The sequence below is a fragment of the Lacrimispora sp. BS-2 genome (assembly GCF_040207125.1).
In the GTDB taxonomy this organism is placed as follows: Bacteria; Bacillota; Clostridia; order Lachnospirales; family Lachnospiraceae; genus Lacrimispora.
On record NZ_CP157940.1, the window covers coordinates 3,481,464 to 3,498,436 of the forward strand.

The 16,973-nt window shown below is 45.9% G+C and carries 14 protein-coding genes; 5 read left to right on the forward strand and 9 right to left on the reverse strand.

Annotated features, from left to right (window positions below; all coding sequences use genetic code 11):
• Positions 1-69: 69 nt before the first annotated feature.
• Complete coding sequence (locus ABFV83_RS16430) at positions 70-819, forward strand: phosphotransferase (RefSeq protein WP_349945321.1); 750 nt, start codon at positions 70-72, stop codon at positions 817-819.
• A 130-nt stretch (positions 820-949) separates the two neighbouring features.
• Here the strand turns inward: ABFV83_RS16430 and ABFV83_RS16435 are convergent, their stop codons facing one another.
• The 5 genes from ABFV83_RS16435 to ABFV83_RS16455 all read right to left on the reverse strand — a co-directional run bounded on the left by ABFV83_RS16435 (position 950) and on the right by ABFV83_RS16455 (position 5,215).
• Positions 950-1,369 carry a DUF3783 domain-containing protein gene (locus ABFV83_RS16435; RefSeq protein ID WP_349945323.1) on the reverse strand — a complete coding sequence of 140 codons (420 nt, stop codon included), beginning with the start codon at positions 1,367-1,369 and terminating at the stop codon, positions 950-952.
• Between the two features lie 22 nt (positions 1,370-1,391).
• The gene (locus tag ABFV83_RS16440; RefSeq protein ID WP_349945324.1) at positions 1,392-2,378 is read right to left on the reverse strand and encodes a diaminopimelate dehydrogenase; all 987 of its coding nucleotides are present in this window, start codon (positions 2,376-2,378) and stop codon (positions 1,392-1,394) included.
• A gap of 136 nt (positions 2,379-2,514) precedes the next feature.
• Complete coding sequence (gene spoVG / locus ABFV83_RS16445) at positions 2,515-2,799, reverse strand: septation regulator SpoVG (protein ID WP_054739747.1); 285 nt, start codon at positions 2,797-2,799, stop codon at positions 2,515-2,517.
• Between the two features lie 23 nt (positions 2,800-2,822).
• The gene (gene glgD / locus ABFV83_RS16450) at positions 2,823-3,944 is read right to left on the reverse strand and encodes a glucose-1-phosphate adenylyltransferase subunit GlgD (protein WP_349945326.1); all 1,122 of its coding nucleotides are present in this window, start codon (positions 3,942-3,944) and stop codon (positions 2,823-2,825) included.
• Complete coding sequence (locus ABFV83_RS16455) at positions 3,941-5,215, reverse strand: glucose-1-phosphate adenylyltransferase (protein WP_349945327.1); 1,275 nt, start codon at positions 5,213-5,215, stop codon at positions 3,941-3,943. The genes glgD and ABFV83_RS16455 overlap by 4 nt, the downstream gene beginning before the upstream one ends.
• 245 nt (positions 5,216-5,460) lie before the next feature.
• Between ABFV83_RS16455 and asnS the strand changes: the two genes are divergently transcribed.
• The 3 genes from asnS (at position 5,461) to ABFV83_RS16470 (ending at position 9,927) form a co-directional block, all read left to right on the forward strand.
• Positions 5,461-6,852 (forward strand): asparagine--tRNA ligase, encoded by a 1,392-nt coding sequence (gene asnS / locus ABFV83_RS16460; RefSeq protein WP_349945329.1) that lies wholly within the window; start codon positions 5,461-5,463, stop codon positions 6,850-6,852.
• A 137-nt stretch (positions 6,853-6,989) separates the two neighbouring features.
• Entirely contained in the window at positions 6,990-8,060 is a 1,071-nt protein-coding gene (locus ABFV83_RS16465; RefSeq protein WP_349945331.1) for a metallophosphoesterase, read from the forward strand.
• 4 nt (positions 8,061-8,064) lie between these two features.
• Positions 8,065-9,927 (forward strand): AAA family ATPase, encoded by a 1,863-nt coding sequence (locus ABFV83_RS16470; protein ID WP_349945333.1) that lies wholly within the window; start codon positions 8,065-8,067, stop codon positions 9,925-9,927.
• A 77-nt stretch (positions 9,928-10,004) separates the two neighbouring features.
• Here ABFV83_RS16470 and brnQ read toward each other — a convergent pair whose 3' ends face one another.
• Together brnQ and ABFV83_RS16480 are read right to left on the reverse strand one after the other, a co-directional pair.
• Complete coding sequence (gene brnQ, locus ABFV83_RS16475; protein ID WP_349945334.1) at positions 10,005-11,315, reverse strand: branched-chain amino acid transport system II carrier protein; 1,311 nt, start codon at positions 11,313-11,315, stop codon at positions 10,005-10,007.
• Between the two features lie 10 nt (positions 11,316-11,325).
• The gene (locus ABFV83_RS16480) at positions 11,326-12,504 is read right to left on the reverse strand and encodes a ribose-phosphate pyrophosphokinase (protein WP_349945335.1); all 1,179 of its coding nucleotides are present in this window, start codon (positions 12,502-12,504) and stop codon (positions 11,326-11,328) included.
• A 306-nt stretch (positions 12,505-12,810) separates the two neighbouring features.
• Here ABFV83_RS16480 and ABFV83_RS16485 point away from each other — a divergent pair, with 306 nt between their 5' ends.
• Complete coding sequence (locus tag ABFV83_RS16485) at positions 12,811-14,484, forward strand: S8 family peptidase (RefSeq protein WP_349945336.1); 1,674 nt, start codon at positions 12,811-12,813, stop codon at positions 14,482-14,484.
• Positions 14,485-14,548: 64 nt separating this feature from the next.
• Here the strand turns inward: ABFV83_RS16485 and ABFV83_RS16490 are convergent, their stop codons facing one another.
• Positions 14,549-15,544: an ATP-binding protein gene (locus ABFV83_RS16490; protein ID WP_349945338.1), complete on the reverse strand. Its 996-nt coding sequence runs from the start codon at positions 15,542-15,544 to the stop codon at positions 14,549-14,551.
• Positions 15,545-15,578: 34 nt separating this feature from the next.
• Entirely contained in the window at positions 15,579-16,622 is a 1,044-nt protein-coding gene (locus ABFV83_RS16495) for a DnaD domain protein (protein WP_349945340.1), read from the reverse strand.
• Positions 16,623-16,973: the final 351 nt, after the last annotated feature.

The following is a 16,973-nucleotide window of genomic DNA, read 5'->3' on the forward strand; positions in this document are numbered from 1 at the left end:
AGTAAAATATAAGTACAGAATCATTACTTAACGGTTCGGACTAATGGTTGGATGGAAGGAGAGATTCTTATGGCAGCAGAATTAATTGCTACAACTGCAACAAAAAAGGTTTTTCGTGATGGCGAAAAGGCGATCAAGGTTTTCAACGCTGATTTCCCAAAGGCAGATGTATTGAATGAAGCATTAATTACCGCCCGTGTGGAAGAAGTTGGTGGGATCAACGTCCCCAAGGTTCAAGAAGTTGGTGTTTTCGAAGGCAAGTGGTCCATTACCTTTGATTTCATTGAAGGCAAGACTCTCCAGCAGCTCATGGATGAAAATCCTGATAAATTACCGGAATACATGGAGAATATGGTAGATCTTCATTTGAGCATTCTTTCAAAGCAGTGCCCGCTTCTTAATAAGCTGAAGGATAAGATGTCACGGCAGATTCTGGATTCGGAAGAATTAGGCGATGTGACCAGATACGATATGCGGACACAGCTGGACAGCATGCCAAAGCATACAAAATTATGTCACGGGGATTTTAACCCCAGCAATATTGTGGTAAAGGATGACGGAACCATGTATGTTCTGGACTGGGTTCATGCGACCCAGGGTAATGCCAGCGCTGATGTGGCAAGAACTTACCTGCTGTTCTGCCTGCAGGACCAGAATAAAGCGGATATGTATATGAACCTGTTTTGTAAAAAGACCGGTACGGCAAAGAAATATGTGCAGACCTGGCTTCCCATGGTTGCGGCTGCCCAGCTTTCAAAGAGAAGACCGGAAGAGGTGGAATTGCTGCAGCAGTGGGCCAATGTTTGTGATTATCAGTAAATTCGCATCATAAAAACCAAAGCGCGTCTTGAAAAGGCTTTTATCCCTTTATCAAGACGCGCTTTTTATGCACTGTTTTTTTACGCACTGGCTTTCTATAATCCCATCTTACAACAGTCCGACAGGCGCTTTAATCCTCTTCTGTCTTATTTGCTGCTGACATGGCATCATGTTCTTCTTTAAGCTCCAGATACAGGTCATAAAATTTCCATTTGCAGTTGGTATCGGTAATTACCGCTTTTAAGTCGATTTTAGGAACTCCTGCCCGCCTTAGGTTTGAGAGCAGTTCATCGATCCGGCGGCTTGAAAAATTTTTCATTACCAGAATCTCCTCTTCCACATCAGGGCATTCCATCTGTTCCGTCTCTTCAAAGCCTTCAAAGCCTGCCAGATATCCTACGGTCTGGCCCACCTGGTCAGGGAAAATATTTTTGATCCGTATCCCCATACGGACAAGAACCGCCTTTAGTTTCGCAGCCTTTGTATCATTTCCACTCTGCCTGTCCTTCTCAGGCTGGTAATAAAGGACCATTTCTTTTCTCGCTGCCATTCTCTGTTCCTCCTGCTCTGATTTATAACAGACGTCCTCTCAGCTCTTTTCCGCTGAAAGCGCTTAAATATGCCGGAGCAATATCAAGCACGGTTTTACATCCGCTCTGGCCTTCTTTATTCAGACGGTAAGCGGCTCTTGCATAGGCCGTCAGCACGGAAGCCGTAAATTCCGGATTGGAATCCAGCTTTAAACTGTATTCCACCACATGGCTGTTCTCATCCTCCCAGCCTGTCCTTCCGGTCCTTATGACAAAACCTCCATGCGGGATTCCCCTGTGATCCCTGTTAAGCTCCTCTTCACTTATAAAATGAACCGTAGTTTCATAATCTGCAAAATAATTTGGCATTGACACGATTTCTTCCCGGATCCGGTCCAGATCTGCATTTTCTTCCACCACTACAAAGCACTCACGGGTATGCTTTTCTCTGGTGGACAGTTCCGGATTTTTCCCGCTCCGGACCGCTAAAAGGGCACCTTCCACAGGAATGGTATATTGTCTGGCATCCTTTACGCCTTCTATCCTGCGGATCGCATCGGAATGGCCCTGGCTTACGCCCCGGCCCCAGAATGTATAATCATGGCCGCCCGGTAAGATGGCCTCCCCATACAGACGGTTTAAGGAAAACATGCCCGGATCCCAGCCAACGGATATGATCCCGACCTTATTTCCTTCCTTTGCCGCCTCATCCACCGCTTCAAAATGCTGTGGAATCCGGGCATGGGTATCAAAGCTGTCCACCACGTTAAAATATCTGGCAAGAAGGGGAGTCTGTACGGGAAGGTCTACGGCGCTTCCGCTGCAGAGGATCATCACATCAATGGAATCCTTCTTTGAAATGGCTTCCTCCATGGAATATACCTTTACACCCGGAGAAAGAGGGGTTATTGATGCCGGATCTCTTCTGGTAAATATAGCTGAAAGCTCAAGATCCGGGTTATGGCGGATGGCGCATTCCACCCCTTTTCCCAGATTCCCATAGCCTGCAATACCTATTTTAATTGTCATATTTTCATCTACCTTTCAAAAGTTATTAATTTATTATAACCCCAAAAAGAGTGACCTGTAAATCCTGTATTTTAGAAGAGTCTGCATAAAAAATCCGCAGGCAGAGTCTACCCCTGCCTGCGGATTAAAAGGCTTATTAAGCAAATGTTGACACATCCGGCATCTCCAACGCCGTGGTCTCATATTTATCCAGGATGACTCTCTGGATCATATCACGCGTGTCGGAATTAATGGGATGCGCAATATCACGGTATTCCCCATCAGCAGCCTTCCGGCTGGGCATAGCAATAAATAATCCCTTCTCCCCTTCGATTACCTTGATATCATGAATTACAAATTCATTATCAAGTGTAATGGATACAATTGCTTTCATCTTTCCTTCTTTTTCAATACGTCTAACCCTCACGTCTGTAATCTGCATGTCAAGCTTTCCCCCGCATTTCCTTATAATGTGTATCTTTCGTTTTTTTCTAAGACAACTTTTATATTGTCCGGTGTCCCGATATGGGTGGTATTGGCCCGGATCGTGTCCCGGCTTTCCACAATACAATTTTCAATAACCGTATTATCACCTATGTAAACATCATTTAAAATGATGGAATTTTTAATGACACAGTTATTGCCTACATATGCCTTTTTAAACAGAACAGAATTTTCAACCACTCCATTGACAATGCTGCCGCTGGATATCAGACTGTTCTTAACCACTGCACCCGGATTATACTTTGCCGGGGGCAGATCATCTATTTTAGAATAAACATCCGGGTACTGGCGGAAGAAATAATCCCTTACTTCCGGTTTCAGGAAATCCATGTTGGTCTTATAGTAAGACTCAACGGAAGCGATATTCCTCCAGTAGGTGTTCATCTTATAAGCATAAATCCTCTTTAGATTCCTGTAACGTATCAGAATATCGCTTACAAAATCATAACGGTCTTCCATCGCACAGCGCTCAATAAGTTCGATTAATTGCCGTCTGCGGATGACGTAAATGCCGCAGGATACGATATTGGAAGATGCCACCATGGGCTTTTCTTCAAAATCCGTAATCCTTCCGTCTTCATTGGTCCTGACAAGACCGAACCGTGTAGTATCCTCTCCCTCCGGAAGCTCTGTACAAACAACGGTAATATCCGCCTTCTTTTCAATATGATATTCCAAAACTTTTCCATAATCCAGTTTATAGATGCCGTCACCAGCTGCAATGACCACATAGGGTTCATGGCTGTTTTTTAAGAATGTAAGGTTCTGGTAAAGCGCATCTGCGGTTCCCCGGTACCAGTCGCTGCTATCTGCAGTTATGGTCGGAGTAAATACAAACAATCCCCCCTGCTTTCTTCCGAAATCCCACCATTTGGAAGAGCTTAAATGCAGGTGAAGCGATCTGGAATTATACTGGGTTAAAACCGCTACATTCTGAATATGGGAATTCGTCATATTGCTTAGGGCAAAATCAATGCTGCGGTAATTTCCTGCAATGGGCATGGCCGAGATCGCCCTTTTATTGGATAATTCCCGCATTCTCTTACTGTTTCCGCCTGCTAATACAATTCCTATCGCTCTCATCGTATTCCACCTGCCTTTATGATGTAGTCTCCGCCAGCCAGCTCGCCGTCAGCATAATCTTCTGCTGTTGTCTCACCGACAATTGCCGTATTTTTACCCACCTTCACATTTTCAGGTATGGTTGAATTTTCACCGACTGTTACCAGATCAGACTGATAGACCTTGGGATCATATTTGCTGGGAGCAAATTCCCCGAAACCAAGCTCAGAGTTTGCACCTATCTTTACATTTTCAGCAATAATGGCTTTCTGGACTTTAACATTCTCTCCTATTACGCATTCCCTCATGATGATGGAATCCTTGACCGAAGCTCCCTTTTTAATGGTAACTCCCGCACCGATAACGGAATTGTGGACTTCTCCGTAGATTTCCGCCCCTTCTCCAATGATACTTCTGTCTATGATAGCTTCCTCCGACACATACTGTGGCGGTATGATGTCGCTCTTTGTATAGATCCTCCAGTACTCCTCATAAAGGTTAAATTCCGGAATGATATCGATTAACTCCATGTTGGCTTCCCAGTAAGAGCTTAAGGTCCCAACATCCTTCCAGTAACCATTGTATTCGTAAGCAAATACCCTGTCTCCTGATTCAAAACAGTAGGGTATGATATGCTTGCCGAAATCACAGCCCGGGACCTCAGACATCTTGATTAGTGCCTCCCTTAATACCTTCCAGCTGAATATGTAGATACCCATGGATGCCAGGTTACTTCTTGGATTTGCCGGTTTTTCCTCAAATTCCGTAATACGGTTGTTCTCATCGGTTATAAGGATTCCAAAACGGCTGGCTTCCTCAATCGGCACCGGCATAGCAGCAATGGTGATATCAGCATTATTTGCTTTATGGTATTCCAGCATGACCTCATAATCCATCTTATAGATATGGTCCCCTGACAATATCAGGACATAATCCGGATTGTAGGTCTCCATATACTCTAAGTTCTGATAAATAGCATTAGCCGTTCCGGTATACCAGTCACTGCCCTTGCTCTTTTCATAGGGTGGAAGGATTGTAACGCCGCCAACATTCCGATCCAGATCCCATGGGATTCCGATTCCGATATGGGTGTTCAAACGCAATGGCTGATACTGAGTCAGAACTCCCACAGTATCTACCCCTGAATTGATGCAGTTACTGAGTGGGAAATCAATAATACGATACTTGCCGCCAAATGACACTGCTGGTTTGGCCACTTTTTGCGTTAACACGCCTAAACGGCTTCCCTGGCCACCTGCCAAAAGCATGGCAATCATTTCTTTCTTGATCACGTTATCACCTCTCGCTGTTGTAATTTTATTGTACTAGCATTATAACACATATTCAGAAAATAGTGAACAAATTTTTGAATTATTATGATAATTTTTTGTGCATTTTCCGACATTTTTCCTGTTTTTTTTGATTCTTTTACATTTTAAGTCATATCTTGCGTTTTTACACCCTTCCCCCTTGAATCGAGGCTCGAAATACAGTATAATCTTGTTAAGTATGCGAACATGTAAAAGGAGAAGCTATTATGGATTTAATCACTGTAAGACAGATATATAAAAACAAAGAATCACTTCTTAACACCCAGGTTACCATCGGAGGCTGGGTAAGAAGTTTAAGAGACTCCAAATCATTTGGATTTATTGTTTTAAATGACGGAACTTATTTTGAAACACTTCAGATCGTCTATCATGACACCATGGAAAATTTCTCTGAAATATCCAAACTAAATGTAGGAACCGCCGTCATCGTCACCGGTACCCTAGTGCCCACTCCTGAAGCAAAACAGCCGTTTGAGATACAGGCAGACAAAATTATTGTTGAAGGAACATCTACACCAGACTATCCCCTTCAGAAAAAGCGCCATTCCTTTGAATATTTAAGATCCATTTCCCATCTGCGGCCCAGAACCAATACCTTCCAGGCTGTTTTCCGCGTGCGCTCTCTGATCGCATATGCCATTCACCAGTTTTTCCAGGAAAGGGATTTTGTGTACGTTCACACTCCAATCATCACAGGAAGCGACTGTGAGGGAGCTGGTGAGATGTTCCAGGTTACTACCATGGATTTAGCAAACGTTCCAAAGACCGGGGACGGGGCTGTGGACTTCAGCCAGGACTTCTTTGGAAAGCCTACCAACTTAACCGTAAGCGGTCAGCTTAATGCGGAAACCTATGCCATGGCATTCCGCAATGTTTATACCTTTGGACCTACCTTCCGTGCTGAAAACTCCAATACCACACGCCATGCGGCGGAATTCTGGATGATTGAGCCGGAGATGGCGTTTGCCGATTTAAATGACAATATGGAGCTGGCGGAATCCATGCTCAAATATGTGATCCGTTTCGTCCTGGAGCATGCACCGGAAGAGATGAACTTCTTTAATCAGTTTGTGGATAAAGAGCTGCTTAACCGCTTGAACCATGTTCTGAACTCTGAATTCGCTCATGTGACTTACACCGAGGCCATAGAGCTTCTGGAAAAGCACAATGAGGAATTTGATTATAAGGTGTTCTGGGGCTGTGACTTGCAGACCGAGCACGAGCGCTATTTAACCGAGCAGCTCTATAAGAAGCCTGTATTCGTAACAGACTATCCGAAGGAGATCAAGGCATTCTACATGAAGCTGAACCCGGACAACAAGACAGTGGCTGCTGTGGACTGCCTGGTTCCCGGTATCGGCGAGATCATCGGAGGAAGCCAGAGAGAGGACAATTACGACAAGCTGGTGGCACGTATGGACGAGCTTGGCCTTGAGAAAGAGGATTACGAATTCTACCTTGACTTAAGAAAATACGGATCCACCCGCCATGCAGGCTTTGGCCTTGGCTTTGAGCGCTGCGTGATGTATTTAACCGGAATGGGCAACATCCGTGACGTAGTTCCATTCCCAAGAACTGTCAACAACTGCGAGCTTTAAGCCTGTACCACAAATTCCCTTCCTGACCGGCAGGGAATTTGTGGTTTTAGTTAAGCCGTGTATATTCTGCCCGACAAATCAGGAATGGCATGGCTGAACTGTAACCATTTGTGCAGAGGACCAGCGAGGTAATGACAATGAAATTCATACATATTGCAGATGTTCACTGGGGCATGAGCCCGGACAGCGACAAGCCGTGGAGCAAGGAACGGTATCAGGACATCAAGGACACCTTCGCAAAGGCGGTCAGCCAGGCAAAGTCACTGGAAGCCAACTGTCTCTTTATTTCCGGAGACTTATTCCACCGGCAGCCCCTGGCCAGGGATTTGAAAGAAGTAAACTTTCTTTTTTCCACCATACCGGATGTCCATGTGGTCATCATTGCCGGCAACCATGACCGCATCCGGAGCAACTCCGCCCTTTTAAGCTTCACCTGGGCTCCCAATGTGTCTTATCTCATGGGAGAGGAACTGGAAAGTGTTTACTTTAAGGATATCAATACCGAGGTCTACGGCTTCAGCTACCATTCAGCCGAAATCCCGGAAAACCGCCTTGACCATTTAAAGGTGCCCAACAACGGGCGCATCCATGTCCTTCTGGGCCATGGGGGCGATGCCAACCACATCCCCTTTGACAAGGGTGCCATGGCAAATCTGGACTTTTCCTACATTGCCATGGGGCACATCCACAGGCCGGAGATCCTTTTGGAAAACCGTATGGCATTTTCCGGCTCCCTGGAACCTCTGGACAAAACAGAATCCGGCCAGCACGGCATGATGGTAGGGGAGATCAATGAGGTGACCCGCATGGTGGCCTCCTTAAAGTTCATCCCCCTGGCAAGGCTCCAGTACATCTCCCTGGCCGTTAATGTAACGACTGCCACCACCAATACGGAACTTGCCATGAAAATCACCCAGGAAATCCAAAACCGGGGGCCGGAAAACATATTCCGGTTCCGGATCCGCGGTATGAGGGACCCTGATATTTCCTTTGACTTGGAGATGCTTTCCACCCGGTTTAAGATCATGGAAATCATTGACGAATCCGAGCCTCAGTATGACTTTTCCGCATTGTTTGCCGAACATCCCAGCGACATGATCGGCTTCTTTATCCAGGCCCTTCAGAAACCGGAGATGAGCCCGGTGGAAAAAAAGGCCCTTCATTACGGCATCAACGCATTGCTTCGTACAACGGACGAAAGGAGCTGACCCCATGAAAATAATTGATATCTATATCAATGGCTTTGGGAAATTCCATGGCAGAAACCTTACATTCCGGGATGGGTTAAACATTGTATATGGGAAGAATGAGGCGGGAAAATCCACCATTCATACGTTCATCCGGGGAATGCTTTTCGGCATTGAGCGTCAGAGAGGCCGTGCATCCCGCAATGATCTTTACACAAAATTCGAGCCTTGGGAAAACAGCGGTACCTATGAGGGACAGATACGGGTGGAGCACAAGGATCACATTTACCGGATCGAGCGCACCTTCCAAAAGAACAAAAAAGAGTTTAAGATCGTTGATGAAACCGCCGGACGTGAGATAGAACCGACTAAGGCATTTTTAGATGACTTATTATCTGGTTTAAGTGAAGCCGCCTACATTAACACCGTCAGTATCGGCCAGTTAAAAAGCGCTACCGATGAAGGCATGGTTTCTGAACTTAAAAATTACATAGCCAACTTAAACACAACGGGAAACCTGGCCCTTAACATAACAAGAGCCGCTGCCTTTTTAAAATCACAGAAAAAGGAGCTGGAATCCCAGATGGTTCCGGAAGCGGCCCGGACCTATACCTCTTTATTAAGCGAAATCCGCAACACGGAAAAAGAAATCTCATCTCCGGAATATGAAAACCAGATACAGGAATATCATAAGCTCCGTTCCCATATCAAGATTTCCATGGAGGAACAGCAGAAGGAAAAGGAAGAACTTCTTCAAAAAGCTGCAAGAGGCAGACAGGTATTAAACAGCAACCAGTTTTCCGACCAGGCATCCATTAATGCCTGTCAGGCAAAAGCTCAGGAAAATTATGAAGAATACATGGAAGCCATGGCAGCCTGCAATAAAAAGCCGAGAAAGATCTTCTCCGTCCTTTCCCTGATCATTGCCACCATACTTTTATGCGGCACAGGAGTACTATATTATCTTGGGGAAGCAAATTATTTCACCGCTTACTATGGGCTTGATCTCATTCTTTTGCTTGGTATTTTTATCGTAACAGCCACTATTTTCTACCTGATCGGCCTGATCCTGTTCTTACGGTTAAGGCACAGCCAGAAGGACATGGAAATGAGCGCCAAGATCCTGCAGGAGATCCTTTCCAGGCATTTGGGAAATACGGAAATTTCCCCGGAAGCGATCAAGGCATTCCAGACGAGAATGGCAGAATTTACCCGCTTATGCTCTGCTGTATCCAAATCCGAGGCTGTCATCGCACAGAAAGCAAAAGAAATTGAGGAGCTTTCAAAGAAACAGGAAAACTGCGGGGAATCCATTGAAAAGCAGCAGAAAAGCCAGTGGGAGCTGGAGCGAAAGCTAGAGCACCTATCAAACTGCAAGACCCAGGCAGAAGGGCTTAAGCATATCCTGACAGAGAATGACCGGATCCGGGAAGAAATATCCGCCATTGACTTAGCGCTGGAAACCATGACAAGCCTCTCCTCCTCCATCCGGGACTCCTTTGGCCTGTATCTAAATAAAACGGCTTCCGACCTCATCGCCGGAATCACAGGGGGAATCTATACCAGCATGAGCGTGGACGAGAACTTAAACGTCTTTTTGAATACAAGAACCAAACTGGTTCCCTTAGAACAGGTCAGCAGCGGCACCATGGACCAGGTCTACTTAGCGCTTCGTCTGGCTGCCGCTACCTTGATCCAGGAGGGAACGGAACGGATGCCATTCATATTTGACGACAGCTTTGTGCTGTATGATGATGACAGGCTCCGGACCGCTTTAAAATGGCTGGTGAACACTTACTCCGACCAGGTCATTATCTTCACCTGCCATCAGCGGGAGGCTCAGATGCTGACCGCAAACCTGATCCCTTATCATCTGGTGGAAATTTAATCATATCATAATGTTTCAATAAAAAAATACTGTCATGCCGCTTATCCGGCTCATGACAGTATTTTTCCTATTAACCCCTATATCTTGTTCCCGTTACCGGATAGACCGGCTAAAACCCCAGCCAGAAGCCCTGCAATGGCAGGTCCGATCCAGCCAAGCCCTATATCATAAAAGGGAAGCATGGAAAGCCCGGTATTTAAAAAGCCAAGGCCCGCCTGTTCCAGGGACAAAAGCACACTGGCAATTCCAGTGAGTCCAATGGAGCAGACATATACAGCCCTCCACTTTCTTCCATCCGGGAAACCAAAGGACAGCAGGATGAGGACAATGGATACAGGGTAGATCGCATTCAGCACCGGAACTGAGACTTCCAGAATCCTGTTAAGGCCAATATTGGAGATCACCAGACTCACCAGTGCAAAAAGAAGCGCCCAGGTGCGATATCCCACCTTTGGTACAATGGTACAGAAATACCTGCTGCAGCAGCTGATAAGGCCGATACAGGTATTTAAACAGGCAATAAAGAAAATAACGGCAAGCATCACAAGCCCCACATTTCCATACAAAAAACGTACCGCCTGGTTTAACGTCTGAGCGCCGTTCTCCCCGATCCCCAGTGTACCGCCTGTAATGGCTCCTACATGGGCCAGAGCGCTGTATACGAGAAGAAGGACGCCTCCTGCGATAAAACCCGCATGAATAGTCTCTCTGACCACTGAGGCCTCCTGTTTGACTCCCATTGCCCGAACATTCAAAGAGATAATAATTCCAAAATTCAGGGCAGCAATAGTATCCATGGTCAGATACCCCTCTAAAAATCCTTTTACAAAGGGATTGGACCCATAGGACTTTGCCGGAATCCCGTAGGAGCCTGCCGGATGGATCATGCAGCCTGCAAATATCACCACGATCAGAACCAAAAGGCAGGGAGTCAGTATCTTACCCAACCGGTCTGTCAGCTTGTCCGGTTTTAAAGCCACAACAAAGGCAATGGCAAAGAATACGGCAGAATAAAGGAACTGGGTCAGCGCACCTGAGCCTCCTGCCTTTAAAAAGGGAACCACTGCCATCTCAAAGGACGTGCTGGCTGTTCTTGGAATGGCAAGACACGGTCCTATGGACAGATAAATGAGCAATGTAAAAATAAATGCAAATCTGGGGTGAACATGACCGGCCAGCTTATCAAGGCCGCCGGACCTGGCCACTGCAACCACGCCAAGAACCGGAAATCCAATGGCAGTCACCGCAAAGCCTGCCATGGCAATCCAGGTATTAGTTCCCGCAGATGCACCCAAATAGGGCGGAAAAATAAGATTTCCCGCCCCAAAAAACATGGAGAAAAGTGTAAGGCCCACTAAGACCAGCTTCTGCTTCGATAATTTTTCCATATGCCCTGCTCTACCTGTCGCCTGCGCGGTAGCGTTCTAAAAGCCGGTTAATTCTGTTAGTCGGATTTAAAAGCTCGCTTAAGGAGGCGTCATGGTTTAAATTATCGATGATCAGCGCAATGTACTTACTCATATCAACATTGATGTAGTATGGCCGGGACAGAAGATCAGGAGTCTGATAAACCAGGTTGGTTGTGAGGATCCTGTCAATAAATCCATTCTCATAATATTCATCAAACTTTGCAAGACCGTTGGTAAAAAGTCCAAAGGTGGAACAAACGAATACTTTCCTGGCTTTTCTTCTTTTAAGCTCCTTGGCTACATCCAGCATGCTTTCACCGGAAGAAATCATATCGTCAACAATGATCACGTCTTTGCCTTCTACGCTGCTTCCCAAAAATTCATGGGCAACAATGGGATTGCGTCCGTTAACGATCTGAGTATAATCCCTGCGCTTATAAAACATACCCATGTCAAGGCCAAGAACATTGGCAAAGAACACAGCACGTCCCATGCCACCCTCATCCGGGCTGATGACCATCATGTGCTCGCTGTCAATATCCAGTTCCTTCTCTTCCTTCAGTAAGTATTTAATAAACTGATAAATAGGCTGAACAGTCTCAAAACCCTTTAAAGGAATGGCATTCTGCACTCTCGGGTCATGGGCATCAAAGGTAATGATGTTCTCAACTCCCATATTCACCAGCTCCCGAAGTGCCAGTGCGCAGTCTAAGGATTCTCTGCTGGACCTCTTATGCTGCCTGCTCTCATATAAGAAAGGCATAATCACATTGATGCGGCGTGCCTTTCCTGCTGACGCAGCAATAAGGCGCTTCAAATCCTGGAAGTGGTCATCAGGTGACATGTGATTGGTCATCCCGCAAAGGGAATAGGTAAGGCTGTAATTACACACATCCACCATGAAATAAAGATCATCGCCCCGCACGGATTCCTGCAGGGTACCCTTTGCTTCGCCAGTTCCAAACCTTGGCGTGCTGGCTCCGATAATATAGGAATCTCTCTGATAGCCCGAAAAAGCGATGGTAGACTTGTGCTCACTCTCCCGCTCCTGTCTCCATGCCACCAGGTAATCATTGACCTTATCTCCCAGCTCCTTGCAACTTTTTAACGGTATCAAACCCAGCGGACCTACCGGAATGGTTTCTATCGTTTTTTCTTCGTAAAGCATTCTTTTCTCCTCCAACGTATCCTAATACAATGCAACGGTTCTTTTATAACATTATGTACGAAAATAGTCAAGTTAATCGATGCGATTAAGACTCTTTATATTTCATTGTAACTGTTAGGCACACTTGATGCAACTGCTAATTTCTTACGTTTGAAGCCAAACCTTTTCTCTAACGCCTTTCCAAATAAAAAACCGGCCTTGCAGACTGAGCTTTGAATTCCCAGCAATACTCCAGGTGATCTTCATAATAGACGTTTTTCCGCATAAAATGTATCATGTACCCATTAAATACAGGGAGGATTAATCTTGTTAAAAATCTTGGATAATAATTATTATGACTTAATTATCAGTAATACCCTGGCTCCTTCCTATGATACTGGAAATAATATCACTTTTTTAAATATAAGGGATTCTCTTCTGCATGTACCTGTCAGCACCGTAGATCCCTGTGATTTAGGCCGTCATCCCTATAACAGTTTCCCCTTTCTCTATACGCTTACCTCAACTACGAGCCTGGAAAAATCCGGCATATCCACCGTTCAGAGAAACCCTTACCTGTCCCTGTTTGGCAGAGGAGTCCTGGTGGCTGTCATTGATACCGGAATCGACTACCAGCATCCCGCATTTAAATATAATGACGGAACCACCCGTATCCTCTCTATGTGGGACCAGACAGAGCAAACCGGTACGATTCCCGATACCTTTACATTCGGTTCCGAATACAGCAGGGAGCAGATCAATGCGGCCTTAAGCTCAGAAGACCCTTTATCCCTTGTCCCCACAACAGATCCTATCGGTCACGGAACTGCCATAGCCAGCGTTTTGGCCGGTACCCCAAATGATGCCGAAGCTTTCAGCGGTGTGGTACCACAGGCTGATCTTGTAGTCGTTAAACTGAAAGAAGCAAAACAAAATATAAAGAGGATCTTCTTTGCCCCGGAAAATGCTCTCTGCTATCAGGAATCCGATATCATTCTCGGCATCCGTTATGCGGCCACGATTTCGCAGCAGTATAACCGCCCCCTTGTGATATGCATTGCATTAGGAAGCAGCCAGGGAGGCCATGACGGCAGAGGAGCCATTGACAACTACATCGATTACCTCACACTACTGCCTGGAATCGGAGTGTGCGTTTCCGCCGGCAATGAAGCAAACCATCAGAGACATTATTTTAATGCTACGAATGCAGCCCCCTATTACAATGATTTTGAGTTAAGAGTGGGGAGCAGTGATACTATGTTTTCCATGGAGATCTGGTCATACGCTCCGGCAAGGCTTTCCATAGATATCTCTTCTCCCAACCGGGAATCCACCCAGCCGGTTTTTCCTACCTTCAACCAATGCAGACGGTTCAGTTTCATATTTAACCAGACTACCATCTACGTTAACAACATCTTATTTGAGGAGGGAAACGGAGATCAGCTCATCCTGCTGCGTTTTAACAACCTCCTGCCCGGAATCTGGTACTTGCGGGTACAGAACATTGAAAGCGAACCCTTCTCTTTCCATTCCTGGCTGCCTTCCGGAGACCTTATCTCAAGAGAAACGTATTTTCTCAATTCAAATCCTGATACCACCATAACCGCTCCGGGAAATGGAAGGCATCAGCTGACGGTGGCCGCTTATGACGATACGAATAACAGCATCCTGCCGGAATCCGGCAGAGGCTATACAAGAATCGGCGAGATCAAGCCTGACCTGGCTGCACCTGGCAACCAGCTCACCTGTGCGGTCCCCAGAAGCCAGTATGGATCCGTAACAGGTACCGGAGCTGCGGCGGCCCATACAGCAGGAATGGTTGCCATGGTGTTTGAATGGGCGATTGTCAGAGGTAATTATCCCCGAATGACCGGTAATAATGTGAACCGTCTCTTAATAAGCAGTGCAACGCGCAGCAGCACCAATGTTTATCCTAATAATATTTGGGGATATGGCCAGGTAGATATCAACAGACTTTTTGAACGGCTTGCCAGTCTCTGACAGCCCAAAAGAACATAAAGAATCCAGGAGTCCGACTGCACAAAAGGGCCTCCTGGATTTTTAGCTACCTGGCTCGTTTTTCTTTTTTTCTGATACGAATATCATCTCCATACAGAGGAATCACCGTATAGCGGCTGATCAGCCTGGAGGTCACTCGTTCCGTATACCGGTCCCTGAGCTCATTCATGGGATGGTTGGTGGAAATAATGGTGGCCCTGGAAGAATTAAGCCGTTCGTTGATACAGTAAAACAATTCTGAAGATGTAAAGCTGTTATTAAGTTCTGTCCCCAAATCATCTATGATCAGAAGGTCACAGTCCAGAATATACTGGTACATCCCTTTCATATCCTCTTCATCCTGGTAATCGAACCGGTTTTTGGAAAATACCTCAAACAGATCATTGGCCGATAAATATATTACGGAATAATACCGGTCAATCAGCTCCTTTGCAATGCAGTTGGTAAGGAACGTCTTACCGACTCCGGTAGGACCCGTAAACAGCAGGTTTCCATGTTCCGTGGTAAATCCCTTTACAAAGTTCTTACAGGTCTCCACAACCTGTCCCATATACTGTCTGACAGTCCTGTTAAGAATGGGGACCACCCTGGTATCATCAAAGTAGTCATAAGAGAAAGTGTTGAAATTTTCCACCGCAATAATCTGTTCAATGTTTGACTGGGCATAAAGATATTTCATTTCAGACTGGCGGAAACAGTGACACTTGATCCCATCTGCGTATCCGGTATCCTTACAATCCGGACACCGGTACCGCATCTCCATATAATCTGCCGAAAACCCGGCCGCCTTTAAAAGAACACTCTTCTGTTCTCTCAAGTCTGCAATTTCACTTCTTAAGTCCTTAAGGGCTCCCTTGTCCCCGTCAAGCAGTCTGCGCGCACTGGTCACCGCACTGGTGCTGATGAAATCATCAAGCTCTTTAATGACCGGAATCTTACGGTATACTTCCGCAATCCTCTCCTCCTGTTCATGGCGGTTCTTAAACTGTTGCTGCCCATATGCCCGCATGATAGCATCGTACTGTGAATTGCTCAGCGCCATAATTACCTCCATTTCTCCTGCTGCCTTATGTAAACTACTGCCGCTCCGTTAATTGCCTTAGAACAAGTGCATCATAATCAATCTCCCTTTGAGGGAAATTCTGAAACTGGTTCTGTCCCTTTTTTCCCTTTTGGTTTTGAACCTGTTTATTTTCTCCGCTTTTTCCTGACTTCTGCTCTCCGTTCCTCATGCGGCCCGCATACTGTTCATCCTGTTTCCTGACCTCTTCCATGGAGCGAACCCCGGCTTTTTTCCAGCTCTCCAATATCTTGTCCGCATACTGGAAACTGGGTGCATGGGTGGCTGCCAGGGTCCTGTTACAGGCTTCAATCACCAGCTCCCTGGTAAATCCATAGGCACGGAACCATCTATCTATAAAATCCCTCTCCATATCTCCCGGCTTCCTGTCATTTAATCCAAAGGCTTTCATGACAGCAAAGGAATCCTTGGTAAAGGTAAGAGCATAGCTCTTGGCATCATCCACGGTCCGGAACCCTTTTTCATGCCAACTGATAGCTACTGTTTCAATATAACGGATGCTGCTGTGCCCGCCCTGCACACAGTATTCTACCACATATTCTAAAAGCTCAGCAGGCATGTGCAGGCCGTCATATAGATAGGCGAACACCTCGCACTCCCTTTGGGTGAATACCTTATTCATGTATTTCTGGGCAATATAAAGAAGCTGGGAAAAGTCCTCATCTCCGGCAAGACCGCTTATCTTTTCGGGCGAATAGACCGTACGGGGGACAGGGGATGGGGGGGGCGCTTGTTTCTCTGGGGTTATTCCGGAACAGGCTGTCTCAGATGCCGCTGGGGATACAGTCTGTTTTATTGGTGTGCACTCTTTAAGGGCTCCGGCATTCTTCCAATAGGATAAAGCCCGGGCTACATCCGCTTCCGTATGGTTTAACGCATCCGCAATCATGGAAACGGTGATTTCTTCCCCTTCATGGCGCATCAAATATAAGTATTCTTTTATATATTCTCCATTGGCGGCAGCCATATGTTCATCAATGAACTCATTGGAAATCACCGTAACGTTGATCTTGAAACTGCTTTTAATATTCAATGACATAACCTCACCTTTTTTGTAACGCCAGTCCGCAGTGCAGCGAGAGAAGCCGCAGGCTTCTCTCGCTCACGGGCATTCGCCCCTATGAAATAGGCCATGACAAGATTTTCTTATGTGCAAGCACAACGAAAATCTTGTCATGTCCTATTTCGCACTGCTCATTGCCTTCGTGAATATCATACCACAGCTCCCAGCAAAAGAAAATAGGGGCAGTTATCCACTAAATGAATTGTGGATAATGTGGATAATGTGGAAACCAAGTATACATAATTAGGATTTCTCCACCGAATCATGTCGATTTGCTGATAAAACCGAGATTTTGTAAATTGTAAGAATATAAATTATGTAAATTAA

What these genes read in the sequence shown, in the direction of transcription:
- ABFV83_RS16430 (WP_349945321.1), top strand. Translation starts at nt 70, where the DNA reads ATGGCAGCAGAATTAATTGCTACAACTGCAACAAAAAAGGTTTTTCGT.
- ABFV83_RS16435 (WP_349945323.1), bottom strand. Translation starts at nt 1,369, where the DNA reads ATGGCAGCGAGAAAAGAAATGGTCCTTTATTACCAGCCTGAGAAGGAC.
- ABFV83_RS16440 (WP_349945324.1), bottom strand. Translation starts at nt 2,378, where the DNA reads ATGACAATTAAAATAGGTATTGCAGGCTATGGGAATCTGGGAAAAGGG.
- spoVG (WP_054739747.1), bottom strand. Translation starts at nt 2,799, where the DNA reads ATGCAGATTACAGACGTGAGGGTTAGACGTATTGAAAAAGAAGGAAAG.
- glgD (WP_349945326.1), bottom strand. Translation starts at nt 3,944, where the DNA reads ATGAGAGCGATAGGAATTGTATTAGCAGGCGGAAACAGTAAGAGAATG.
- asnS (WP_349945329.1), top strand. Translation starts at nt 5,461, where the DNA reads ATGGATTTAATCACTGTAAGACAGATATATAAAAACAAAGAATCACTT.
- ABFV83_RS16465 (WP_349945331.1), top strand. Translation starts at nt 6,990, where the DNA reads ATGAAATTCATACATATTGCAGATGTTCACTGGGGCATGAGCCCGGAC.
- ABFV83_RS16470 (WP_349945333.1), top strand. Translation starts at nt 8,065, where the DNA reads ATGAAAATAATTGATATCTATATCAATGGCTTTGGGAAATTCCATGGC.
- brnQ (WP_349945334.1), bottom strand. Translation starts at nt 11,315, where the DNA reads ATGGAAAAATTATCGAAGCAGAAGCTGGTCTTAGTGGGCCTTACACTT.
- ABFV83_RS16480 (WP_349945335.1), bottom strand. Translation starts at nt 12,504, where the DNA reads ATGCTTTACGAAGAAAAAACGATAGAAACCATTCCGGTAGGTCCGCTG.
- ABFV83_RS16490 (WP_349945338.1), bottom strand. Translation starts at nt 15,544, where the DNA reads ATGGCGCTGAGCAATTCACAGTACGATGCTATCATGCGGGCATATGGG.
- ABFV83_RS16495 (WP_349945340.1), bottom strand. Translation starts at nt 16,622, where the DNA reads ATGTCATTGAATATTAAAAGCAGTTTCAAGATCAACGTTACGGTGATT.